At 45.1% G+C, this 25,398-nt stretch carries 22 protein-coding genes and 2 riboswitches; of the genes, 2 read left to right on the plus strand and 20 right to left on the minus strand.

What is annotated here, in order from left to right; translation table 11 throughout:
• Window positions 1-87: 87 nt before the first annotated feature.
• From purF to mneS, 20 genes are all read right to left on the minus strand, one after another.
• Window positions 88-1,518: an amidophosphoribosyltransferase gene (gene purF / locus KXD37_RS20490; RefSeq protein WP_024120445.1), complete on the minus strand. Its 1,431-nt coding sequence runs from the start codon at window positions 1,516-1,518 to the stop codon at window positions 88-90.
• Entirely contained in the window at window positions 1,494-3,722 is a 2,229-nt protein-coding gene (purL, locus tag KXD37_RS20495; RefSeq protein ID WP_106021512.1) for a phosphoribosylformylglycinamidine synthase subunit PurL, read from the minus strand. Before purL ends, purF begins: the two co-directional genes overlap by 25 nt.
• On the minus strand, window positions 3,706-4,389 hold the full coding sequence (gene purQ / locus KXD37_RS20500; RefSeq protein WP_188323594.1) for a phosphoribosylformylglycinamidine synthase subunit PurQ: 684 nt from the start codon (window positions 4,387-4,389) through the stop codon (window positions 3,706-3,708). The genes purL and purQ overlap by 17 nt, the downstream gene beginning before the upstream one ends.
• Entirely contained in the window at window positions 4,386-4,640 is a 255-nt protein-coding gene (purS, locus tag KXD37_RS20505) for a phosphoribosylformylglycinamidine synthase subunit PurS (protein ID WP_010333246.1), read from the minus strand. Before purS ends, purQ begins: the two co-directional genes overlap by 4 nt.
• Window positions 4,633-5,358: a phosphoribosylaminoimidazolesuccinocarboxamide synthase gene (purC, locus tag KXD37_RS20510; RefSeq protein ID WP_127695805.1), complete on the minus strand. Its 726-nt coding sequence runs from the start codon at window positions 5,356-5,358 to the stop codon at window positions 4,633-4,635. The genes purS and purC overlap by 8 nt, the downstream gene beginning before the upstream one ends.
• A 74-nt stretch (window positions 5,359-5,432) precedes the next feature.
• Window positions 5,433-6,728 (minus strand): adenylosuccinate lyase, encoded by a 1,296-nt coding sequence (purB, locus tag KXD37_RS20515; RefSeq protein ID WP_127695807.1) that lies wholly within the window; start codon window positions 6,726-6,728, stop codon window positions 5,433-5,435.
• On the minus strand, window positions 6,725-7,867 hold the full coding sequence (purK, locus tag KXD37_RS20520; RefSeq protein WP_106021509.1) for a 5-(carboxyamino)imidazole ribonucleotide synthase: 1,143 nt from the start codon (window positions 7,865-7,867) through the stop codon (window positions 6,725-6,727). The genes purB and purK overlap by 4 nt, the downstream gene beginning before the upstream one ends.
• Window positions 7,860-8,348: a 5-(carboxyamino)imidazole ribonucleotide mutase gene (purE, locus tag KXD37_RS20525; RefSeq protein WP_024120439.1), complete on the minus strand. Its 489-nt coding sequence runs from the start codon at window positions 8,346-8,348 to the stop codon at window positions 7,860-7,862. Before purE ends, purK begins: the two co-directional genes overlap by 8 nt.
• 140 nt (window positions 8,349-8,488) lie before the next feature.
• Window positions 8,489-8,590, minus strand: a riboswitch (purine riboswitch).
• 79 nt (window positions 8,591-8,669) lie between these two features.
• Window positions 8,670-8,867 (minus strand): NETI motif-containing protein, encoded by a 198-nt coding sequence (locus KXD37_RS20530; protein WP_044152785.1) that lies wholly within the window; start codon window positions 8,865-8,867, stop codon window positions 8,670-8,672.
• The gene (locus tag KXD37_RS20535) at window positions 8,867-9,421 is read right to left on the minus strand and encodes a DUF2179 domain-containing protein (protein ID WP_024120437.1); all 555 of its coding nucleotides are present in this window, start codon (window positions 9,419-9,421) and stop codon (window positions 8,867-8,869) included. Before KXD37_RS20535 ends, KXD37_RS20530 begins: the two co-directional genes overlap by 1 nt.
• Window positions 9,422-9,635: 214 nt before the next feature.
• The gene (locus tag KXD37_RS20540) at window positions 9,636-9,803 is read right to left on the minus strand and encodes a Fur-regulated basic protein FbpA (protein ID WP_010333239.1); all 168 of its coding nucleotides are present in this window, start codon (window positions 9,801-9,803) and stop codon (window positions 9,636-9,638) included.
• A gap of 129 nt (window positions 9,804-9,932) precedes the next feature.
• Entirely contained in the window at window positions 9,933-10,730 is a 798-nt protein-coding gene (locus KXD37_RS20545; protein WP_095714329.1) for a hypothetical protein, read from the minus strand.
• Between the two features lie 215 nt (window positions 10,731-10,945).
• Window positions 10,946-12,268, minus strand: a complete 1,323-nt coding sequence (pbuG, locus tag KXD37_RS20550; protein WP_024120435.1) for a hypoxanthine/guanine permease PbuG — start codon at window positions 12,266-12,268, stop codon at window positions 10,946-10,948.
• Window positions 12,269-12,403: 135 nt separating this feature from the next.
• Window positions 12,404-12,505, minus strand: a riboswitch (purine riboswitch).
• A 146-nt stretch (window positions 12,506-12,651) separates the two neighbouring features.
• A complete protein-coding gene (locus KXD37_RS20555; RefSeq protein ID WP_151174796.1) occupies window positions 12,652-14,118 on the minus strand; it encodes a DUF4179 domain-containing protein in 1,467 nt (488 codons plus the stop codon).
• The gene (locus KXD37_RS20560) at window positions 14,100-14,633 is read right to left on the minus strand and encodes a sigma-70 family RNA polymerase sigma factor (RefSeq protein WP_010787821.1); all 534 of its coding nucleotides are present in this window, start codon (window positions 14,631-14,633) and stop codon (window positions 14,100-14,102) included. The genes KXD37_RS20555 and KXD37_RS20560 overlap by 19 nt, the downstream gene beginning before the upstream one ends.
• 106 nt (window positions 14,634-14,739) lie before the next feature.
• On the minus strand, window positions 14,740-16,281 hold the full coding sequence (gene guaA, locus KXD37_RS20565) for a glutamine-hydrolyzing GMP synthase (RefSeq protein ID WP_038954159.1): 1,542 nt from the start codon (window positions 16,279-16,281) through the stop codon (window positions 14,740-14,742).
• A 161-nt stretch (window positions 16,282-16,442) separates the two neighbouring features.
• Window positions 16,443-18,647: a DUF4129 domain-containing transglutaminase family protein gene (locus KXD37_RS20570; protein WP_263463717.1), complete on the minus strand. Its 2,205-nt coding sequence runs from the start codon at window positions 18,645-18,647 to the stop codon at window positions 16,443-16,445.
• Window positions 18,648-18,667: 20 nt separating this feature from the next.
• Window positions 18,668-19,864, minus strand: coding sequence for a DUF58 domain-containing protein (locus tag KXD37_RS20575; RefSeq protein ID WP_263463718.1), 1,197 nt, complete (start codon window positions 19,862-19,864; stop codon window positions 18,668-18,670).
• The gene (locus tag KXD37_RS20580; protein WP_024120431.1) at window positions 19,864-20,826 is read right to left on the minus strand and encodes an AAA family ATPase; all 963 of its coding nucleotides are present in this window, start codon (window positions 20,824-20,826) and stop codon (window positions 19,864-19,866) included. Before KXD37_RS20580 ends, KXD37_RS20575 begins: the two co-directional genes overlap by 1 nt.
• A gap of 159 nt (window positions 20,827-20,985) precedes the next feature.
• Window positions 20,986-21,858, minus strand: coding sequence for a manganese transporter MneS (gene mneS, locus KXD37_RS20585; RefSeq protein WP_024120430.1), 873 nt, complete (start codon window positions 21,856-21,858; stop codon window positions 20,986-20,988).
• 412 nt (window positions 21,859-22,270) lie between these two features.
• Between mneS and gabP the strand changes: the two genes are divergently transcribed.
• Together gabP and cotA are read left to right on the plus strand one after the other, a co-directional pair.
• Window positions 22,271-23,680 carry a GABA permease gene (gabP, locus tag KXD37_RS20590; RefSeq protein ID WP_059293380.1) on the plus strand — a complete coding sequence of 470 codons (1,410 nt, stop codon included), beginning with the start codon at window positions 22,271-22,273 and terminating at the stop codon, window positions 23,678-23,680.
• Between the two features lie 86 nt (window positions 23,681-23,766).
• Complete coding sequence (gene cotA, locus KXD37_RS20595; protein ID WP_263463719.1) at window positions 23,767-25,308, plus strand: outer spore coat copper-dependent laccase CotA; 1,542 nt, start codon at window positions 23,767-23,769, stop codon at window positions 25,306-25,308.
• Window positions 25,309-25,398: the final 90 nt, after the last annotated feature.

Raw genomic sequence — 25,398 nt, forward strand, 5'->3', positions numbered from 1 at the left:
TTAAGGCGCTTTTCAAAATATCTCTCCGAACAAGGGCAGAAAGAGAAAGGCAGCCAAACTGCGCTGCCTTTATGTCATTTTCAAGTTTTATTTGGTTAACACCGCTTCTTTTACATGAGGAAGCACAGTGTCCTGATAAATTTCAGTCGGATATTTCCCTGTAAAGCAAGCAAGACATTGCCCGCAATTCGAGTCTTCGTATTTTCTGCCGATTCCTTTCAGCAGCCCTTCGACACTCAAAAATGAGAGAGTGTCGGCTCCGATTTCCTGACGGATTTCTTCAACCGAGTGAGAAGACGCGATCAGCTCTTCATGTGTGGACGTATCAATGCCGTAAAAGCACGGATGAGCGATCGGCGGCGAACTGATTTTCACATGCACTTCTGTCGCACCCGCTTCTCTGAGCATTGTTACGATCCGGCGGCTTGTTGTTCCGCGCACGATGGAGTCATCCACCATAACGACGCGTTTCCCTTCTACAACACCGCGCACCGCAGAAAGCTTCATTCTGACGCCCTGCTCACGAAGAGCCTGAGACGGCTGAATAAACGTTCTGCCCACATAACGGTTTTTGATTAATCCAAGCTCGTACGGGATGCCTGTTGCTTCCGCGTAGCCGATAGCCGCTGAAATACTGGAATCCGGAACCCCTGTCACGACATCAGCTTCAACCGCTGATTCCTGAGCGAGCATTTTTCCAAGGCTTTTACGCGCACTGTGCACGTTAATGCCGTCAATATTGCTGTCAGGTCTTGAGAAATAAATGTACTCCATGCTGCAAATGGAACGGTTGATATTCATGGAGAAGCGCTCTGATTTCATGCCATCATCATTGATAATCAGCATTTCTCCCGGCTCCACCTCGCGAAGGTACGTCGCACCGACGACATCAAATGCGCATGTTTCTGAAGCGACGACATAAGCGTCTCCCATCATGCCGATTGACAGCGGTCTAAGCCCGTTCGGGTCAAGCGCTACGATCATTTCTGTTTCAGTCATGATCAGGAACGCGTAGGCGCCTTTCAGCATAGAAAGCGAGTTTTTAATCTGATCCTTCAGCGTGAAGTGGCCGCTTCTTTTGATCAGGTGAGCCAAAACCTCTGTATCCGAAGAAGTCTGGAAGATGCTCCCTTGATTTTCAAGCTGCTGCTTCAGCTGAGTGGCATTCACCAAGTTTCCGTTATGGGCAAGCGCCAGGCTGCCGTTGTTTTGAGAGCGGAAGAGGAGCGGCTGAACATTTTCATATCCGCCGCCGCCAGCCGTTGCGTACCGAACGTGTCCGATTGCGCCTTTCCCCTTTACTTTGCTGAGCTCACCGTTTTGAAATACTTCAGTGATCAGTCCTTGGCCTTTATGCGCCGTCAGCTTTTCACCGTCAGTCGCCACAATGCCCGCGCCCTCCTGTCCTCTGTGCTGGAGGCTGTGAAGGCCGTAATACGTGATTTGCGGGGCTTCTTCATGCCCCCAAATCCCAAAAACGCCGCATTCTTCATTTAAGCCTTTGATTTCAGCAAGCATGGGATAGCTCCTTTCCACGCGCGTTCAAGCTCTTTTGTCTGCGCGTGAATCAATTGTTGTCCGTCTTGGTTTTGAACGCTCAGAAGTCCGTCAGCTGTTACCTCACCGATAAGAACCGCATCTTGTACAGCTGCTTCAAACGCTGCTTGATGTTCTTTTTTCACAGAAACAACGAAGCGGGATTGAGATTCAGAGAATAATAATGCTGCTTCCCCTTCAACAGTCACGTTAGCGCCAAGGTTTTCCGTCGTCATGACACTTTCAGCAATCGCTACGCCTAAGCCGCCTTCAGATACATCGTGCGCTGATTGAACAAAGCCTTGTTTAATCGCGTCAAGCAGTGCCTTTTGGCGTGCCTGTTCTACATCTAGATCGATTTGCGGCGCTTTGCCGTAAATGCGGCCTTCTGTCATTTTTTGCAGCTCGCTTCCGGCAAACTCAGGTTTTGTTTCGCCGATGACGTACACGAGGTCGCCCGCTTGTTTGAAATACTGCGTTGTGATGTGTGCTGTATCTTCAATTAAACCGACCATGCCGATCACAGGTGTCGGGTAGATCGCCGTTCCGTTTGATTCGTTGTAAAGCGATACGTTTCCGCCGATCACAGGTGTGCTGAGAACGTTGCACGCCTCACTGATGCCGTCAGCCGCTTTTTCAATCTGCCAGAAAATTTCCGGTTTTTCCGGATTTCCGAAGTTCAGGTTATCTGTAACCGCAAGCGGTTCTGCACCTGAGCAAACGATGTTGCGCGCCGCTTCAGCGACAGCGATTTTTCCGCCGACCTCTGGATCAAGGTAGAGATAACGGGCGTTACAGTCAGTTGTCATCGCCAGCGCCTTTTTCGTTCCGCGGATTCTGAGAACACCCGCATCAGACCCAGGAGCGACAACTGTATTCGTCCGCACCATGTAGTCATACTGGTCGTAAACCCACTCTTTGCTTGCGATCGTGGGCTGCTGCAGGAGCGCCTTCAGTGTTTCATTCGCATCGTCAATTTGAGGAGCCGGGACATCCGTCTCTAAAAATTCACGGTAGTAAGCAGGCTCTTGAGAAGGCTTGTGATAAACCGGTGCCTCTTCTGCCAAGGCATCAACAGGGAGCTCGCATACAACCTCACCTTTATGTGTCAGGCGCAGCAGTTTATCATCTGTTACACGTCCGACAGAAACCGCTTCAAGATCATACTTGTCAAAAATATCGATGATTTCCTGCTCACGTCCGCGCTCGATAACAAGCAGCATCCGTTCCTGTGATTCAGAAAGCATCATTTCATAAGCAGTCATGCCTGTTTCACGCTGCGGAATCAAGTCAAGGTTCATTTCAATGCCTGAACCCGCTTTACTTGCCATTTCCGCGCTTGAGCTGGTCAGACCGGCAGCTCCCATGTCCTGAATGCCGACTAGGGCGTCACATTGAATGACTTCCAGACATGCTTCAAGCAAAAGCTTCTCCATAAACGGATCGCCGACTTGAACCGCGGAGCGCTTTTCTTCAGAAGCATCAGACATTTCTTCAGATGCAAACGTAGCGCCGTGAATTCCGTCACGCCCTGTTTTAGCGCCGACGTACATGACCGTGTTGCCGACACCCTTTGCCTGGCCTTTTTTGATGTCTTCATGATTGATTAATCCGACGCACATTGCGTTGACAAGCGGATTCCCTTCATAGCTGCTGTCAAATTGCACTTCGCCGCCGACTGTCGGGATACCGATGCAGTTCCCGTATCCGGCGATACCTGCTACTACTTCTTCAAACAAGTACTTCACGCGCGGTGAAGTCAGTTCACCAAATCGAAGAGAGTTTAATACAGCGATAGGACGCGCACCCATAGAAAAGACATCACGGATTATGCCGCCTACGCCAGTCGCAGCGCCTTGGTACGGTTCGATGGCTGATGGATGGTTATGCGATTCAATTTTGAACACAACCGCTTGGTTGTCACCGATATCAACGATTCCGGCGCCTTCACCCGGACCTTGCAGCACGCGTTCGCCGCTCGTCGGGAATTTACGCAAAATCGGCTTTGAGTTCTTGTAGCTGCAATGCTCTGACCACATGACAGAAAAAATTCCGATTTCTGTGTAGTTCGGCAATCTGCCAAGAATGGATTCAATCAATGCAAACTCATCATCACTGACACCCATTTGCTGATAGATTTTCTCTTCTTTAATTTGTTCTTTACTTGGTTCAAGCAGTAGTGACATGAGTTTCCCTCCAATTTTTCACGATAGACTGAAACAATTTAAGACCGTCGGCGCTTCCAAGCAGTTCATCGACCGCGCGCTCCGGATGAGGCATCATGCCTAATACATTTCCTTTTTCATTTACAACACCGGCAATATCGCTGACACTTCCGTTAATATCGGAACCGTATGTGAAAGCAATTTGATTGTTTTCTTTTAATGAAGCAAGCGTTTCATCATCACAGTAGAAGTTCCCTTCACCGTGGGCAACCGGAACCGTAATCGCTTGGCCCTTTTCATAGGAAGAGGTGAATAATGTTTCGTCGTTCTGCACGATTAATTCAACCGGACGGCAAATGAACTTCAAGTCTTTGTTGCGTCTCATTGCACCTGGCAGAAGGCCAAGCTCCTGTAAAATCTGAAATCCGTTGCAGACGCCGAGAACAGGTTTTCCTTCAGCCGCTGCCTGTTTTACAGCTGGCATAATATTCGCAAAACGGGCGATGGCGCCGCATCTCAAGTAATCTCCGTAAGAAAAACCTCCCGGAATTAACACCCCGTCAAAGCCGTCAAGGCTTGTTTCCTCGTGCCAGACGTATTCCACATCATGACCGAGTTCATCCTTTACAGCGTGAAACATATCGATATCACAGTTAGAGCCAGGTAACACAATCACCGCAAATTTCACTGTGCGACTACCTCCTCAACCTCGTATCTGTAATCTTCAATCACTGTATTCGCAAGAAGTTTTTCGCACATTTCTTTGACTAGCACGTCAAGATCACGGTCAGACTTTTCGATTGTTAGCTCCATGTATTTCCCGATGCGCACGTCTGCGACTTCCTTGTAAGACATACTGTGCAAGGCATGCTGGACAGCGCTCCCTTGTGGATCTAGTACACTTTCTTTTAAGCTGACATAAACTTTTACTTTATACATGATGAATGCCTCCCAGTCTTTTGAAAATCTCTTCGTATGCGTCGGTTAAGCTTCCCAGATTGCGTCTGAATAAATCTTTGTCCAGCTTTTCGTTCGTGTCTTTATCCCACAAGCGGCATGTGTCAGGTGAAATTTCATCCGCCAAAAGCACTTTCCCGTCTGCATCTAAACCGAATTCAAGCTTGAAATCTATTAATCTGACGTGACAATCGTCAAAAATGCTTTGAAGCTCTTCATTTACTGTTTTTGTAATGGACTTAATGGTTTCTACCTGTTCAGGAGTCGCCGCTTTCAGCAGCCAAATATGATCTTCTGTGATGAGCGGATCACCCAGCGCGTCATCCTTGTAGTAAAACTCGATAATCGGCTGTTCAAGCTTCGTGCCTTCTGGAATGCCGAGACGTTTGGACATGCTTCCTGCCACCACATTTCTGACAACGACTTCCAGCGGCACAATCGTTACCTTTTTAATGAGCTGCTCTGTTTCCGAAATGCGCTCGATAAAGTGGTTGTTAACCCCTTTTTCGTGAAGGTGTTTGAAAATCAGGCTTGAGATCTCATTGTTTAAGCGCCCTTTGCCGCTGATTTCCGCCTTTTTTTCTCCGTTAAAGGCAGTTGCAGAATCTTTATACACCACATACAGCGTGTTTTCGTCGTCGGTTTTGTAAATCTTTTTCGCTTTTCCTTCATATAAAAGTTCATTCTTCACAATATTCACGGAAGGCCTCCTAACCCGAATGTTGGGAATTTTCAAACTAAGGCGGCAGGGAAGAAGCCGCCTAAAAGCTTCTTCTATGCTAAACCTAAACGTTCAAAGATCAGATCTACATTTTTCAGATGGTAATGATAATCAAAGCAGTCAGCAATTTTTTCCGAAGAAAGACGGGAAGTGATTTTCTCTTCCGCTTCCACAAGCTCACGGAACGGTACTTGCTTTTCCCATGCCTCCATTGCTTTCGGCTGCACTGTGTCATAAGCTTCTTCACGAGTCAGGCCTGTGTCAATCAATGCCAGCAGCACGCGCTGAGAGTAGATCAGCCCCAATGTGCGGTCCATGTTGCGCTTCATGTTTTCCGGGAAGACCGTTAAGTTCTTCACGATGTTGGAGAAGCGGTTCAGCATGTAATTCAGCGCGATGGTCGCATCCGGAAGAATAATCCGCTCCGCTGAAGAATGAGAAATATCGCGCTCATGCCATAACGGAACATTTTCGTAAGCTGTCATCATGTAGCCGCGAATGACACGCGCTATACCTGTCATGTTTTCAGAACCGATCGGATTCCGTTTATGCGGCATAGCTGATGAACCTTTTTGCCCTTTCGCAAAAAATTCCTCGACCTCGCGTGTTTCACTCTTTTGCAGTCCGCGAATTTCAACCGCGAATTTCTCAATGCTTGTCGCAATCAAAGCAAGTGTCGCCATATAATCAGCATGGCGGTCACGCTGAAGCGTTTGTGTTGAAATCGGTGCGGCTTTCAGGCCAAGTTTCTCACAAACATACTGCTCTACAAACGGATCAATGTTCGCATATGTGCCGACAGCACCGGAAATCTTACCAACCTCGATGCCTTCCTTCGCTTGTTTAAAGCGTTCCAGGTTGCGTTTCATTTCTTCGTGCCAAAGCGCCAGTTTTAAACCAAATGTTGTAGGCTCTGCGTGTACGCCGTGTGTACGGCCCATCATGACGGTGTATTTATGTTCTTTCGCTTTTTCTTTTATAATGTCAACAAATCTCTCAAGGTCCTTGAGCAGAATGTCATTTGCCTGTTTTAATAAGTAAGAAAGAGCGGTATCTACGACGTCAGTTGACGTTAAGCCGTAATGCACCCATTTTCTTTCTTCGCCCAGTGATTCGGATACAGCGCGCGTAAAAGCAACTACGTCATGGCGCGTGTCCTGTTCGATTTCTAATATGCGGTTGATATCAAATGACGCATTTTCGCGCATCAGCTTTACGTCTTCTTTTGGAATAACGCCAAGCTCCGCCCACGCTTCACAGGCAAGAATTTCAACCTCTAACCATGCTTGAAATCTGTTTTCATCCGTCCAAATCGCGGACATTTCAGGTCTTGAATAACGTTCGATCATTCTGCTTGTCCTCCGTCTCTATTTCTCCATTTATTTGTGATCTCCTGAATCCATTCGTCTTCAGGCTGCTTCATAAAAGTAATATGCCCCATTTTGCGGCCTTTTTTGATTTCATGTTTTCCGTATACATAAAGCTTTGCTTCTTTTAAAAGCTCTGGCTCTTCCTCTGGGATCTTCACTTCATCGCCGAGAAGATTCACCATCATGCCAGGCTTCAGCAGCTCCGTTTTTCCAAGCGGAAGGCCGCAGACCGCTCTGATATGCTGTTCAAACTGGCTTGTTTCGCAAAGATCCAGCGTGTAATGTCCTGAATTGTGCGGTCTTGGCGCCAGTTCATTAACCAAAAGCTCATCGCCCTCTGTCAGGAACATTTCAACAGCAAGCGGTCCGACAAGGTTCAGCTCATCTGCGAGCTTAACGGCCAGCTCATCAGCCTTTTCCTGAATCCTTTCTTCAACCCGTGCAGGCACGATGCTTTGGAACAGAATATTATTGTGGTGAATGTTTTCTGCGGCCGGGAACGTCGAAATCTCTCCGTTTACCGATCTGACAACAATCACGGACAGTTCCATTTTAAAAGAAACCCAGCTTTCGAGAATGCAGGTTCCGTGCTCTAAAAGAGCTGAAGCCTCTTCTATTTGTGACGTTTCCTTGATGACAAATTGGCCTTTGCCGTCATATCCGCCGCGGCATGTTTTCAGCACTGCGGGAAGCCCCAGCGACTGAACCGCCTCTTTCAGCTCATCCATTGTTTTGACGATGCGGTAAGGTGCAACTTCACAGCCCGCGGATTGAATCGCTTTTTTCTCTGCTTCACGGTTTTGGGTAATGAGCAGCAGCTCACTTCCTTGCGGGAGATACGCATGACCTTTCAGCCAATGCAGCGCATCATAATCAATGTTTTCAAACTCATACGTGATAATATCACTGATCTCAGCCAATTTCCGAATCGCTTCGCGGTCGTTGTATGAAGCGGTGATTTCAATATCCGCCACCTGCCCGCACGGCGAGTCTTTTACCGGATCGACGACCGCGACTTTATACCCCATTTGTTTTGCGGAGACAGCCATCATTTTTCCAAGCTGTCCGCCGCCGATAATGCCGATGACGGCTCCCGGATAGATGATTTGATTAGACAAGCTGATCACTGCTTTCTAACACTGTTTGTTTTGTATTTTCTCTTCTTTCATCTAACTTTCTGGCCAGATCCTCGTCAAAAGCTGACAAAATTTGCGCCGCTAACAGACCTGCGTTCACAGCGCCCGCTTTTCCGATGGCTGTTGTGGCAACCGGCACGCCTCCAGGCATTTGCACGATGGAAAGAAGTGAATCGAGTCCGTTCAGCGCCTTGGATTGAACCGGAACACCGATGACCGGCAGCGTCGTTTTAGCAGCTGTCATCCCCGGCAGGTGCGCCGCTCCTCCAGCACCGGCGATAATCACCTTGATGCCTCTTTCTCTGGCTGTTTCAGCGTACTCAAACATGAAATCAGGCGTCCGGTGAGCGGAAACCACCTTCTTTTCGTACGGCACTTCAAGTTCTTCAAGTATGTCGCATGCGTTTTTCATTGTCTCCCAATCGGAAGTGCTTCCCATGATGATCCCTACTAGCGGCTGCATTCTGTTCCCACCTTCTAATGCTTTAGTTTTCAGAAAATAAAAAATACCCGGCTTTGTATTGACTTATGAGGAAGCAATACAAACCGGGCATGGTGCATGTATCGGCAGTCGTTCGCTTCTGCGATATATCCATGTCAGTTTTATCGATCACTTTCCTGCATAGTCCGGCAATTTACGGTTGCCGGGTAGAAACTTATGGGCCATATTCCCAAGATTATATGAGGTCGTGTTTTGATTTCATGTTTATCTTAACAACGGACTTGGATAATGTCAACGATATTATCGAACGATACAAAAATTCATTCTTCTAATGTTCGTGTTTTAGATCAATTTCCCTTCAAATACGATTTTTTTTCCGCACGGAACGATCTGAATTGACCCATTTTCCATCTTTTCCTTGAAAATCGGCTCTTCCATTCGACGTACAGGCATATATCCTTCTTCTTTCATTTGCTGAAGCACTGCTTCTATCGTTTGCTGTTCTGTCACTTCAAACTTTTTCTTCTTCGGCTTTGCCATTATTCTTTAATTCTCCTCTTCTTCACCGCTTTGACCCAGAAGCCGCCGTGGATCGTTTTTGGTTCATACGCAATAATAAAAGCTTTCGAATCAAGCGTTTTAATCGTATCATACAGCTGCAGCTCATATCTTCTCGGCGTCAAAATCTGCAGGGCCGTGCGGTCGCCTTCAAGCCCGCCGGCCACCCAATTCGTTACGCCGTAGCCTTTTTCACGAAGCTGCCTAGGAAGATCGAGGTCAAGCTCTTTTGTAATCACATTGACCATAATATAGCCAAGCGCCAGTTTTTCTTCGATTTTCATGCCGACAATAACGCCCAGTCCATAGCCGAGTGCGTACGCAATCACGTTTTGAATCTGGTCTAAGTTATCAAGCACAAGGCTCAGCCCTGTCACATAAACCAGAATTTCAATGGTGCTGATTCCGGCCGCTAAATACCGCTGGCCTTTCAGTGTTAAAATCATTCTTATCGTAAAAAATGATACATAAACAACATTGATAATCAGAATAATGAGAACCATTGCTAATCCGTTTGATAATAAGGTTTGCATCATTTTATAAAACCTCCTTACTCATTCAACTTACGTAAAGCATTCATATTCTACTAGAGAAATGAACCCTTTACAATCAGCTATGGCCGTCATCGCAGGCAAAATTTTTCGACACACTCTCTTCATCACTCAGCAATAGTTTACCCTCTTTCTGTCCTTTTCAAAATCCAAACAAAAAAGCCCGCTTTTCAGCAGACTCATTTTTCTTTATCTATTGTCACATCTCTTTTTTCATTTTCCGAAGGGACTCATATTCTTTCTCAAGTTCACTCAGCGTATAATCAGCGAGCTGTTCCCCTCTTCCGCGATAAAATTCTGAGAGCATTAATTTGGTTTTTAAAAATTCCTTCTTTTGATAAATCGCCTGACGAAGTAAATGGGCCATGTCCATCATCCTCCACCGCATTTTCCTCATCATACACGGATTAATCCTACAATTCAACTATGTTTTTTAGATATATTTGTAAAAACTGTGACATCAAAAAAACCGGCGTTTTCAGCCGGTTTTTTTACATTAAAGCGGGATAAGCGATGCCGTAAAATATTCAGAAATAAACGGCCAAGTCACTGCCGCAAACAGCAGCGCAACGGCTAAAACAGCAAACACACAATAGATATAGTCAATCGGTGCCTCGCTTGCCGCCTGATACAGACGCTGTACATACAACGCCATCACAAAGAAGATCGAAAACAGCATTAACACTGTAAAAAGGACAGTCAGCATCGGTACATTCACAATCGCAAATATCATCCAAATGATTGAAACGGCGATCACCGGAACAAGCAATGAGCCAAAACCAGCCGCAGCTTCCTTGAATGATACCTTTTGCTTCATCATATACCGAGACACGGCCCATATCGAGAAGACCATAACAGCAAAAAAGACGAGCATATACACAAGAACAACAAAAAATCCGTCATAAAACGCGTGATGGCGCTCTCCAAAACCAAGCGGCCTGTTCCAGCTCGCCTTTAACTGAAACCAGTTTCCGATTGAAAAAACGATACTGAATATGAGCATTGAAATAAGACCATATTTATAATGAGAGAAACCATCTGCCACAACAGTTTTCGCCGGAGACTTTAATATTGAAAAAGCAAAGCCGCAATATCTGTTAATGGCTGCCCAAACAGAGGATAGCTTTTCTTTCACAGACGATTCTACGCGTTCCTTATGTTGTTTCTGCTTTTGTTTCTGCTTTTGCTTGCTTTGGCGGCTGGCTTTTCTGGACATCCGCGAAAGCGGCTCTTCATCTATTCCTTCATTCTGGTTAACTTCTTCTTCAAACGTTTCTTTTCTTTCTTCCGTCATGTTAGCAACTCCTATCAAAAATATACGGCGGAATACCATTCAGTAAGAAAATAAAACACTTATATAAGGTACCGAAGCCTTCCTGAACAGTCAAGTCATTTCCATTTAAGTAAACAATGGCGGCACATCTACATGACGGTATATGATATGAAATGGTTTTGCCTTTCGCAACAAAATAAAAAACCAGCCGCAACATCGCAGCTGGTTTTCATTCATTATTTCAAGAAAATAAAGTAAAGAATAAATACAACAAACAGTCCGTACATGATCGGATGAACCTCTTTGGCTTTTCCTTTGCACACCATTGTAATCGGATAGAAAATAAATCCGATGGCAATCCCGGTCGCAATGCTGTACGTTAACGGCATCATGATCATTGTAAGGAAAGCGGGAACCGCCACTTCGAACTTATCCCAAGCGATTTTGCCAAGCGGCGCTACCATTAGTGCACCGACAATGATCAGTGCCGGAGCTGTTACATTTGACGTAACGACTGATAGAAGCGGCGAGAAAAACATAGCGAGCAAAAAGAGAAACCCAGTTACAATTGCCGCAAATCCGGAACGAGCGCCCGCAGCAACACCCGAGCTTGATTCCACATAAGACGTTGTCGTAGACGTCCCAAGCACGGAGCCGATAACGATGGAAGTTGAGTCAGCTAAAAGCGCACGGCCCGCACGCGGCAATTTGTTTTCCTTCATTAAACCAGCCTGTGTTGCCACAGCAACCAGTGTACCAGCCGTATCAAAAAATCCGACAAACAAGAATGTTAAAATGACGATCAGCATTTGCACAGAGAAAATATCCGGCAAGTGAATCCAAGCTTGTCCAAAGGTCGATTCAAGGCTCGGCACACTTCCGACGATTTGAGACGGAACCGGAACCAAACCGAAAATCATCCCGGCAATCGCCGTTAACAGCATCCCGATAAACACGCCAGCGTTCACGCGAAGCACCATCAAAATAACCGTTACGATGACACCGAAAATCGTTAACAGCACAGGACCGCTGTGAATGTTTCCGATTGTGACAAGGGTTGAAGGATTCGATGCAATAATTCCTGAGCCCTGCAAGCCGACAAATGTAATAAATAGGCCAATCCCCGCTCCGACTGCCAATTTCAGCTCAGGCGGAATGGCGTTAATGATTTTTTCACGAAAACCTGTTAAAGAAAGAGCAACAAAGATCAGTCCTGAAATGAAAACACCAGACAAAGCGGCCTGCCAGGAAATCCCCATACCGAGAACAACAGAAAACGCAAAAAACGCGTTCAGCCCCATACCGGGCGCAATGGCAATCGGATATCTCGCAATCAATCCCATTAAGATACAGCCTGCTGCAGACGCCAAAGCTGTCGCCGTAAAGACCGCGCCTTGATCTATTCTCAATGCTTCCGGAAAATCTTTTACACTTTCCAAAGCAAGCGTAATCGGATTGACGAACAGGATATACGCCATGGATAAAAAGGTCGTTAATCCGCCGATGATTTCGTTGCGATAGCTGGTACCCAGCTCATCAAACTGAAAAAACTTTTTCAAGCTATATGACTCCCTTCACTCTTTGCTATTTATCCTGCCCTGAAATCGCCAAATAAAAAACGCCCCAATACATTTTGGGACGCTTGACTACAGACGGATTTCAGTTTGAATAAATAAACCTGTTTTATTTATATCAAACGAAAGAAATGTTTACGTAGTCAAGCCATTTACGGTAGCTTGGTAGAAACTTGCGAGCCATATCCCCGCGATTATACGAATTCATCTTATTTGATTTCTGAGTCTATTGTACCAACTTCAATTTGAAATGACAATATAAATAACGAACATTACTTATTAAAAAAATTGGTTTATTCGTCTATTGACTAATGGGCAACAAAGATAAAAACCGTATGCATGACTACATACGGCTTTTCAACTTTTGATTATTTTTTTTCGGCAGGCTGACTCACTTGATGCACTGGTACAGTAAACGAGAATGGCTTTAGTTGAATCAGGTGATTTAAAACGCCGTTATCAATATACAGACCGTACTCACTAAACTCAAAATGCTTTAAAGACAGCTTATCATTATAATCATCATCCAGTTCAAAAGTAGATACCATTTCGGCTGTGTTCATATTTTTCACTTTAGCTATATTTGTTTTCAAATAATAACCTTCTTCATAATCACCCACTGGATCAGGCCAAGATTGCATTTTTTTCGTATCACCAAGGCCAATCGTTTCACCTATATTCACTAAATCATTTTCATTCATGCTTGAGGTATCAATTCCAGTGAAGCGGTAATGAACCATTACTTTCCTCCCTTTTTGGTTAATGTTATTGATTTCAATCCCTATGTTTTGATGGTTTGTTTCTGAAACATGAAATGGCATCTCTGCATTTAGCGGGACGATTTCACTGACCTCTGCCTCAGATTTAATGTTTGCTATTAATGTTAGCTTTTTCGCTTTTGAATTGATTGGTGATTCTAGCAGTGTTTGTCCTTTTGCTCTTACCGTTCTCTCGTTTACTTTTTTGCGGTCTCCAAGTTCGATGTTTGACGATGTCATCTCATATGTGTTTCCTAAATCATCTTTGACTTCGTTAATTTCAACCGTATCATGCTTTGCTATGCCTTGATAATCTATTGTAAATTGAAGGACAGAACCGAGCTTTCCGTTCTCTACTTGAATATTGGAAAATTGATAACGATTGTGATGCACTGATACCACTTTTGAGCTTTCTAAATAACTCGCATTCTTTTTGGTAATAGGCAGTTTGAAACTCCAATTCCCCTGTATTTCATTGATATGAGTAATCACAAAAGGCGTGGTATCCCCATTTTTTATTTCGGCTCCTTTTGTATAAAGCCTTAATTGACCAGCGTATTGTTTGTTATTTAATTTTTTGAGCATTAAGGAATCAAAGTCGATTGAAAAATTATCGTTAAAACTCGCTTTGCTCACATTATAGCTGAGCTCTTTTTCATCAGACTGGAGGTTATCAACAGTAAAGTTATAGACAAGCTGTCCGGCATCGTAGTATGAACTGTTCACAGATATAGTAATGCCTCGCGACTCCGCTTTTTCATTCAGATTTGTGACCAAATTGCTTTTAAACAATGATAGGCCAACTTTATCTTGAAACTCCTTATAAATTTGGCCGACAATGGGTATGCTTCCCATCGCTTTGTTTACAGAAGGCAGAAAAAGACCGGACGTTAAATACAGTATACCTACCACAGCAGCAACAGCCATTCCATTTGTAATGGTTCGTCCCCATTTAAAACGGCGCTTTGTGTTACTTTCATTTTCAGCACGAACGACAGCTTGATGTATTGCTTTTTTGAGTGCTCTCTTTGGCACTTCTATGTCATCATACAACTGCTTTACTTGGTGTTTTTCCATATTTTTTTATCCTCCTTTTCCAGCTCCTGTTTTAGTGATTTTCTTGCTCTATGTAAATGTGTTTTAATTGTGCCTTCTGCCATTCCTGTTTGTTCAGCTATCATTGAAATCGAATAATCTTGAAAATAATAGAGCTGAATTGTTAACTGAACATGTTCATCAAGTGTATCCAGCGCATTGCGCAAGTCTATATATTCTTCAATATTCCTTTGGTCCGTGCCAGTGTCATGATGGCTTTCAAACGGAACCAATTCCCCCTTCTTTTTCTTCATTGCAAAAATTGAATTAATAAGAATTCGGGTGAGCCACGTTAAAAAGTACTTTGGCTCTTTTAGTTTTTCTATACCTATAAAAGCTTTATAAGCCGTTTCCTGTACAGCATCAAGTGCATCTTCTTTATTTCTTAAATAGAGATAGGCTGTTTTATATAGAGTCTCCTGATGTGCCAGCATAAGCTTTTCAAAGGCTCGAGTATTTCCTTTTCTCGCCTTTGTAATCAATCTTTCTTCCTTCACCTTATCCACCTCCTATGTTGTTAGATATAAGAACTGCCAAAACGGTTTCAAAAAGTTAACAAAAAAACGCCCCTTTTATAAAGGGACGTTTTTCTTAGGTATTTACTTATTCCCACTCGATCGTCGCAGGCGGCTTACTTGTAATATCGTACACCACGCGGTTGATGTGCTTTACTTCGTTTACGATACGTGTCGAAATGACTTCAAGCACATCCCACGGGATACGCGCCCAGTCAGAAGTCATGCCGTCAATTGATGTAACGGCGCGAATTCCGATTGTGTAATCATATGTTCTCGCGTCACCCATAACACCAACGCTGCGGATGTCCGGAAGAACAGTGAAGTATTGCCAGATATCACGCTCTAAACCATGATTAGCAACTTCTTCACGCAAAATCGCATCTGATTCACGAACGATTTCCAGTTTTTCTTCTGTTACTTCGCCAAGAACGCGGATGCCGAGTCCCGGTCCTGGGAACGGCTGGCGCCACACGATTTCATCCGGAATGCCGAGCTCTGTGCCAAGCGCGCGCACTTCGTCTTTGAAGAGCGTGTTTAACGGCTCGATCAGCTCAAACTGCATGTCTTCAGGAAGCCCGCCGACATTGTGGTGAGATTTGATCGTTTGCGCCGTTGCTGTACCGCTCTCGATGATATCTGTGTAAAGCGTACCTTGTGCAAGGTAGTCGATGCCTTTGAGCTTGTCCGCTTCATCATCGAATACGTAAATGAATTCATTACCGATGATTTTGCGTTTTTGCTCAGGATCAGAAACGCCTTTTAATTTATCTAAGAATCGATCTTGTGCGTCTACTTTAATCACGTTCATGTTAAAGCCTTCGCTGAATGTTTTCATAACACCCTCAGCTTCGCCTTTACGGAGAAGACCATGGTCTACAAAGATACAAGTCAGCTGGTCGCCGATCGCTTTATGAATCAAAACAGCAACAACAGAGGAATCAACGCCGCCGCTTAGCGCGCAAAGAACCTGTTTGTCTCCGACCGTTTCACGGATTTTTTGCATTTCGATTTCGATAAAGTTCTCCATTGACCATTCGCCTTCGCATTCGCAAACGCCGAATACAAAGTTTTTCAGAAGGTCATTGCCGTATTCAGAATGGCGCACTTCCGGGTGGAATTGAACGCCGTACCATTTTTTATCCGCTTTGCTCATCGCTGAGTTCGGGCAGTGATGGCTCGTCGCATCAACAGTGAAACCTTCAGGCACTTCTACAACCAAGTCACCGTGGCTCATCCAAACCACTTGTTCATTCGGAAGATCTTTGAACAAATCAGGTGTTCCTTCGATGTGGATGTTCGCTTTACCGTATTCACGCTGGCTGGCAGCTTCTACTTTACCTCCAAGGTAATGAGTCATCAGCTGCATGCCGTAGCAAATTCCCAATACAGGAACATCTAATTCGAAGATTTTCTCGTCACAGCGGAAAGAGCCTTCATCATATACACTGTTCGGACCGCCGGATAAAATAATTCCTTTTGGATTCATTTCTTTAATTTCTTCAGCCGTCAATGTATGGGGATGCAGCTCACTGTATACACCAAATTCACGGATGCGGCGTGTAATCAGCTGATTGTACTGACTGCCGAAATCAAGGACAAGAATCATTTCATTCACTAACTTTGTCATGGTTGTCACCTAATCTCCTCTAAGTTTTTTGACACAGAAAAAAACGAGGACAGATATGAAACACGCTCCGCCCTCTTTGGCAAGGCCGTTTGCCGGAGTCAGGCAACTCGCTCCCAGACTCCGATAATATTCACTAATTCTAACAACACGTCGATAAGCGGTCAAGACCATCTTCTTTTAATTAAATTTTCCCATAACTCTCTGGAATCATTCCAAAGCTTTGCCGAATCGTCATTTCTGTACAGCACCCGTTCATAGTTTGCTGTCAGCTTTAACATGTCTTCAGAATGATATGTTTCGTTGATTCGTTTTGCATACTCCCGCAGCGTTTCGCTGTCACGTTTAGGCAGGCCTCTTCTTTTCATCTGTTTCAGGAGCGCGCCGTATGCCTCAAAAAACACATGCTGATCACTGCGGTGCTTCAATTTTCTCACTGTGAAAACAGGAAGCCATAACGAACGGAAAACATAAAGCAAAACCGCTGTCAAAAGAACCGCAGCCATGGCGGCATACCAGCCTGCTCCAACGCTTGCATGCGCAGACGGCGTTTTTTTGGAAACGGCAGGCTCACGTTTTTCCTTTTGTTTTTGCTCTTTCTCCGGCTGTTTTCTCTTTTCTTTCTGTTCCTCTTTTGCTTTCTCAGGCGAACTGCTGCTTTCGCTGCCGGAATCCTTTGTATCGGAGGAAGCAAACTCAGCCGGATTTGTGAACCCTTTTGTCGGCTCAAAAGTGACCCATCCCTGCTCTGGAAAATACACCTCTACCCAGGAATGGGCGTTGTTATTTGTCACTTCATAGATGCTGCCGTTTTTGTTCCCCGCTTCTTTATATTCACCTGACGTATATCCTTTTACCCAGCGTGCCGGAATGCCGGCCGAACGCAGGAGCACCACCATCGAGGACGAAAAGTTATCACAATAGCCCATCTTTGTTTCAAACAGAAATTGATCCACATAATCTTCATCATCTTTAGGGATGGTGACGTTTTCTGTTTCATAGGTGAACTCGTTTGATCCTAAATAGTCCTCAACAGCTTTGACCTTATCAAACATATTATCGTGATCCTGAGTCAGCTTGATCGCTAGCGTTCTCACCCGCTCAGGCAGAGTATCCGGCAGCTGCATATAGCGGTCGCTGAATGTGTACTCCTCACTGTTTTGTCTCACTTTCACCTTTTTCAGCTCATCCTGTTTATAGACCGGGGAGTTGTACGTCACTGTATAACTGCCCATGTTCCGAATATCACCGGCCTGCTCACTGATCGGAGAAATTTGTTCAGTGTTCCCGTTCATTTCAAGCGAGACAGCCTGCTTAGGCTTAATATTTTGCGCACCAATCGGATACATTACATGGTTATATCCATAATGCTCATCGACCTTCACACGTACAGTGTTCCGCTCTGTGGAAACCTTATGATCAAACCACAGATTTTCAACGTTGCCTCCGCTAAGCTGATACGACATGCCCGTGTCTGTTTCAATCCAGCCTTTTCCCGTATACGTATCCTTTGTTTCCACGCGGAAATATGTGCGCTCTTTTCCCTGCCACGTGAAAACAGGGGTAGCGTCCTGCTGAAACGGACCGCCGAGCGATTCATCGTGATTCCCGTATCCGATTTTGCTTTCTCCTGCCGGCACACGATCATGATTGGTGACTTTTTTGAGAAAAGGAACGGGATCCGGCCAATTCGGATCTGATTTCGGCGCGGCAAGCCCAAATCCCACCGCGGCCAAAATCAGCACAGACAGGGGGAGAAACCATTTCAGAACAGCCGCTTTCGGTAACGTTATTCGTTCCATCAGCTTAATGCGTTCCAAATACAGAAGGCCCAGCATAAAGAAGCCAATCAGCACGATACGGATAACAGCGTAAGCGGCGTCATAAGGCGTAAACGTATCAAGAATCGTAATATACGCCACTGTCATCATAAAGAAAAATAAGATCCTCCTCTGGTAAATCACCCAGTAATGAAGGAGATAGACCAGCAGCCACAGCAGCACAAAAAACAGCAGGGTCCGAAAAGAAGGAATCATATTATTCCATTGTCCAGTCTGAATAAACGTGATATTCAAATAGACATCCTGTAAAAAAGAGCTGACCCAGCTTAAGTCAAAAATAGACCCTTCGTAAAATAGAATGTGTATCGAAATGAACGTAAATAAGACACAAAAAGGAACGGTGACAAACCACCTCATCCTGAAAAAAGTCAGCAGAAACGTCAACCCGATAAAGACAATAAAAAAGCCTGTATGCTTCGTGTCTGTAAAATGGTCCAGCGGCCTGAGCCACTCCCACAGCAATAAAAAAGCCAGAAAATAAAATAACAGCAAGCTCAAACGGCTTCCCTTCTGGTCATCAAGCGGCATGTACACCGTCACCTCTCTTTCTAAACAACACGCGAAGCTCGGCCGCCTCTCATAATTTGAACTCTGATTTGGTGTTTCAGGATGCGTTCGATCATCATATGCTCACCTTGGGAAAGATCGGCGTCTTTCTCTTTTGCCAGTATAATAGTTACCGGACCGATCCCTGCTTCTAATGTCTTCATCAAATCCTCCGTGATCTGTCCCGTGACAATCACTTTATCAGCCTGGCGAACAGACGGCTTCCCAAGCTCCTCACGTGCATAACGGCTTACGCGGTCAGCAGCATTACACTCACAAATCGCTAAGTGATGGAGCATGTGTTTAAAATGATGCTCTCCCTCCTGAATCGGAAAAATGACCCTTTCCTTTCCGACTGAAGCCAGACCTGCTCCTGCGCCATTTTTCAAAACAGAATGAAGAATCGAAGCTGTCACGGAAACGACCTCTTCGAATGCGTCAGAGCTAAAACGGTCCATCAGAAGAAACAGGTTTTTGCTTCTCGACGGTTCAAATTCCTTCGTCATCAGCTGGCTCCGTCTCGCCGAAGTCTTCCAGTCTAACGCGGCAAAACGGTCTCCCGGCTGATAGTTCCTTACACTCGCTGCGACAGAAGAATGGTGCTGATGAACAGGTGATGCCCCGCTTACGCCATCTTCCTGATATCGCTCATTCAGCTGATATTGAAGAGGCTGAAAGAACGGGTAAACAAACACCGCATCGTCCGCCCCATAAAACGACGTTTTTTCAATCAGTCCGAGGACATCCCCGGTCCGCACCCTGACGGCATGAAAATGATGCTTCCCACGCGGTACTCGCGTTATTTGATATGACATCGTGATGCTCCGTTTGAACCATGGGAACACCAGCTGTTTGGCCAAAGCTTCATCTCCGTTTAATGGCTCTAACCCTGACGGCAGACAATCTTCAATCACCATATACATCAGGGGAAACGGCAGTTTTCTTTTAAGCGTAATCGAAGCTTCCAGCCTGTCTCCCGCATGCAATTGCGTTTTGACGATATGCCGCGACACCTGAAAAGAGCGGAGCGGGTACATCGCCAGCAGCCCGGCGTATACAACAAAAGGGAGAAATGAATAAAACAAAAACCAGCTGACAAAGCCGCCCTGAAACATTGCATAAGAGAAAACAGCACCCGTCAATAACGTTAATACGAGCAGTTTCCACCCGTACATCAACCATTGAAATTTCTTTTTCATCAGCGGACCGACGACCTTTGAACCGGAACTTTCACGCCAGACATGATCTCCCGTATGATTGTTTCTGCCTGGATCCCTTCAAATTTTGCTTCCGGCTGCAGGAGCATCCGGTGCGGCAGCGTATAAGGGGCAAGATATTGAATATCATCCGGAATGACATAATCGCGGTCATGAAGCAGCGCAAATGCCTGGGCCGCTTTCATGAGAGCGATGGATCCGCGCGGACTGACGCCTAAGTGAACAGAGGCATGCTGTCTCGTCTTTTGCACGATTTCGACAATATATTCCTTCATGCTGTCATCAGCACGGACATCCTGCACTTCTCTCTGCAGGCGGATGAAATCTTCTTTTGAAATCACAGGCTCGAGTGTCTCAATCGGATGGCTTTTTTCCTGAAGAGATAAGACATCCAATTCCTCTTCAAAGGACGGATAGCCCATGCGAAGTTTAAATAAAAAACGGTCAAGCTGGGCTTCCGGCAAAGGATATGTCCCTTCATATTCCACAGGGTTTTGCGTGGCCATAACAAAAAATGGAGCGGCAAGCGGCATTGTGTTGCCATCTACCGTGACGCTTCCCTCTTCCATCGCTTCAAGCAAGGCAGACTGTGTTTTAGGGGATGTTCGGTTGATTTCGTCAGCCAGCACGATATTCCCCATAATCGGGCCCGGCCGGTATTCGAACTCCATTGTTTTCGCATTATAAATAGAAACACCCGTTACATCGGAGGGCAGCAAATCCGGTGTGAATTGAATTCGTTTAAAATCTGCGCCGATCGATTTCGCCAGAGCGCGAACCATCATCGTTTTCCCTACGCCCGGCACATCCTCAAGCAGCACATGTCCTTTGGCAAGAATAGCTGCTAAGCTGAGTTTTGCGATGTCCCGTTTTCCAACCATTACTTTATCGATATGTTCAACTGCTTTTCCCAGCAAAGGATGCAGGTCTTCTTGGTATGACATTCTCTTCCTCCTAGTCATCTACAAAAATCATCATATAGTAACCTAACTTTACCACAAAAAACGACCTGTATAAAAAAACGATTCTAGCAAATTGCTGCCAATACATACAGAGCAATCAAACAAAAAAGCCTCCCATGACAGGAAGCTCTCATTACCCAGTTATTTGTTTTGCAAAGGCTCCATATGAACATGCGAATAATCAATCGCATGCTCCTCCTTCATTCTCCGCTCAATTTCATTCGCAATATCATGGCTTTCTGTAATATTTAACTCTGATGACACTTCAACCACTACATCTACGTGCACAGAGCTGCCCAAATATCTCGCCTTGATGTCTTTTAACCGGCTGACACCGGAGATTTTTTCGATCGTCTGTTTATAATCGGACATGTCCTTTACGTCAAAGCCATCAGTCAATGAATGCGATGATTCCTTAAAAATATCCCATGCCGTTTTGCAAATGAGAAGGCCGATGACAAATGCAGTCACCGTATCAATCCATGCAAGATGGAATTGCGCGGCCAAAATACCGATAAACGTGCCGACACTGACGAATGCGTCCGATTTATTATCAGCCGCCGCCGCAAGCAGCGCTTGGCTGTTCACCTTTTTGGCAAGCCTTTTGTTGTACTGATAGACAATCAGCATCATGACTGCCCCGCCTGCAGCCGTCCAAGCCGCAATCATATCCGGTGTTTCTTCTTTCACAGAAAAAATAGATTCACCGGCGCTGAAAAGCACTTGCAGGCCGACAACCATCATAATAAACGATGCGATAAGTGATGCAATTGTTTCCGCCCGAAAGTGGCCGTATGGATGATCTTCGTCAGGAGGCTTTTGAGAGATGCGGAGACCGATCAGCACAGCAACAGAAGCAATAATATCTGTTGTGTTATTTAGCCCGTCTGCCGTAAGAGCTTCCGAGTGAAATACATAGCCGATGATCAGCTTAATCGCGGACAGCACAAGATACGCGGCAATACTGACCAGCGCCCCGGATTCTCCCTTTTTCAGTTCATCATATCTCTCCATAAAAAACCTCCTCTCCGCTCATGTTTTCCTATCATTATGATACAAAGCTGACCCGCAGTGGGTCTATAGAAACATGATTCACTCACCACAGAAAAATAGTGACGATAGAACAATTTTTACTCAATGCAAATTATTTTCATTTGTAAAAAGTGTTTCAAATCCAATGATACCAATACTTCTAGCCATCCAACACTTTTTCAAAAATATAACAAATCAAAAAAACGGGTAATTGACGGAAAATTTTTTCTTTTATATCGAACATATTCACTCCAAAAACAGCAAACAAAACCCTACAAATTTGAAATAAACTGTTATATTTTCTGACATAAATTTTCGACAAAATGTATATTTATGTTACAGTTTCAATTATCATAATATTCAGTAACAACTCTAATTTTCAAGGAGGTAACATATGAACCAGTCTCAATCAGGATTAAAAAAAGAATTAAAGACCCGACATATGACGATGATTTCTATCGCCGGCGTCATCGGAGCCGGATTATTTGTTGGCAGCGGTTCAGTGATTCACTCGACCGGGCCCGGTGCCATTGTCTCTTATGCATTAGCCGGATTATTGGTCATCTTTATCATGCGAATGCTTGGTGAAATGTCGGCTGTAAACCCGACAAGCGGATCATTTTCCCAATACGCTCATGACGCTATCGGACCGTGGGCAGGATTTGCAATCGGCTGGCTCTACTGGTTTTTCTGGGTTATTGTTATCGCTATTGAAGCAATCGCGGGAGCAGGCATTATCCAATACTGGTTCCACGATATTCCGCTGTGGATGACGAGCTTAATTTTGACGATTTTACTCACACTGACAAACATCTACTCTGTTAAATCATTTGGTGAGTTTGAATATTGGTTCTCCCTCATTAAAGTTGTTACAATCATCGCATTCTTAATCGTTGGTTTTGCATTTATTTTTGGCTTCGCCCCAGGCAGTGATCCAGTCGGTTTCGCAAATATCACGGGCCAAGGCGGATTTTTCCCGGAAGGCATAGGCTCTGTATTACTCGGAATTGTTGTCGTGATCTTCTCCTTTATGGGAACGGAAATTGTTGCGATTGCTGCCGGTGAAACATCAAACCCGGTCCAATCCGTAACCAAAGCGACTCGATCCGTTGTATGGCGCATCATTGTCTTTTACGTTGGTTCAATCGCCGTTGTCGTTGCGCTTCTGCCTTGGAACTCAGCGAATATTTTAGAAAGCCCTTTCGTCGCTGTTCTCGAACATATTGGAGTGCCGGCAGCCGCGCAAATTATGAACTTTATCGTCCTCACAGCTGTACTTTCTTGCCTGAATTCAGGTTTGTACACCACATCCAGAATGCTGTATTCACTCGCAGAAAGAAACGAAGCGCCGCGCCGCTTTATGAAACTGAGCAAAAAAGGAGTTCCCGTACAAGCAATTGTCGCCGGAACATTTTTCTCTTATATCGCGGTCGTAATGAATTACTTTTCACCTGACACCGTCTTTTTATTTTTAGTCAACTCATCAGGCGCAATCGCCCTGCTCGTTTATCTTGTTATCGCTGTTTCCCAGCTGAGAATGAGAAAAAGCCTCGAAAAAACAAACCCGGAAGCATTGAAAATCAAGATGTGGTTCTTCCCGTTCTTAACCTACCTGACCATTATTGCCATCTGCGGTATTTTAGTATCCATGGCATTTATTGAATCTATGAGAGATGAACTGCTGCTGACAGGCTTTATCACAGGCATTGTATTGCTTTCTTATCTTGTGTTCAGAAAACGCAAGGTGACTGAAAAAGCATCAGCCAAACCGGTCACTCAGCAGCAGCCCGATATCCTGCCTTAACGGCAGGATTTTTTTGTCACCTTCACGTCCTTAATGTCATTAACTATAGTACCAATTAGGGAATATTTAGATAAGGACAGATGAAAATGACACTTGAAAAATTTGCGGATGCTCTCCCAATCCCAGATACACTAAAGCCGGTACAGCAGTCAAAAGATAGCACATACTACGAAGTAACCATGGAGGAATGCTACCATCAGCTTCACCGCGATCTCCCTCCAACCCGCTTGTGGGGCTATAACGGTTTATTCCCCGGTCCCACCATTAAGGCCAAAAGAAATGAAAACGTTTATGTGAAATGGATGAATAACCTTCCTTCAGAGCATTTTCTTCCGATTGATCACACCATTCATCACAGTGACAGCCAGCATGCCGAACCCGAGGTGAAAACCGTCGTTCATTTACACGGCGGCGTCACTCCAGATGACAGCGACGGTTATCCTGAGGCCTGGTTTTCTAAAGACTTTGAACAAACAGGCCCTTATTTTAAACGAGAGGTTTACCATTATCCAAATCAGCAGCGCGGAGCCATTTTATGGTATCACGATCATGCTATGGCGCTCACGAGGCTGAATGTGTATGCCGGGCTCATCGGTGCTTATATCATCCATGAACCAAAGGAAAAACGCCTAAAGCTCCCATCAGGTGAATACGATGTGCCGCTTTTGATCACGGACCGTACGATTAATGAAGATGGCTCTTTATTTTATCCGAGCGGACCGGAAAACCCTTCACCGTCACTGCCTAATCCGTCAATCGTTCCAGCCTTTTGCGGAGATACGATTCTCGTCAACGGGAAGGCATGGCCATACATGGAGGTCGAACCGAGAAAATACCGCTTCCGCGTCATCAATGCCTCTAATACGAGAACATATAACCTGTCACTTGATAATGGCGGAGAATTTATCCAGATCGGTTCTGATGGCGGACTTTTGCCGCGCTCCGTCAAGCTAAACTCCTTCAGTATTGCGCCGGCTGAGCGCTTTGATATTCTCATTGACTTCGCCGCGTTTGAAGGACAATCGATCATTTTAACAAACAGCGAGGGCTGCGGCGGTGACGTTAATCCAGAAACAGACGCAAACATCATGCAATTCAGAGTCACAAAACCGTTAGCCCAAAAAGACGAGAGCAGAAAGCCAAAATACCTGGCATCTTACCCTTCGGTACAGCATGAAAGAATACAAAACCTCCGAACATTGAAGCTGGCAGGCACTCAAGACCAATACGGCAGACCCGTCCTTCTTCTTAACAACAAACGCTGGCACGATCCTGTCACTGAAGCACCGAAAGCCGGTTCTACCGAAATATGGTCGATTATCAACCCGACTCGCGGAACACATCCGATCCATCTTCATTTGGTCTCCTTCCGTGTATTGGACCGGCGCCCATTTGATACAGCCCGTTTTGAAGAGCGCGGAGAACTGGCCTACACCGGACCCGCCGTTCCGCCGCCACCAAGTGAAAAAGGCTGGAAAGACACGGTTCAGTCCCACGCCGGTGAAGTCCTGAGAATCGCCGTAACATTCGGGCCATACACTGGGCGGTACGTATGGCATTGCCACATTCTTGAGCATGAAGACTATGACATGATGAGACCGATGGATGTGATTGACCCCCATAAATAAGGCCCAAAAAACTTGCCTGCTGCAGGCAGGTTTTTTTATCTATGAAACTTTTTTCTTCCATAAATCGTATAACTTAGAAACAGCGAAGAA

Origin of the sequence: Bacillus sp. XT-2 (assembly GCF_025696525.1) — a bacterium.
Taxonomy (GTDB): Bacteria; Bacillota; Bacilli; order Bacillales; family Bacillaceae; genus Bacillus; species Bacillus halotolerans.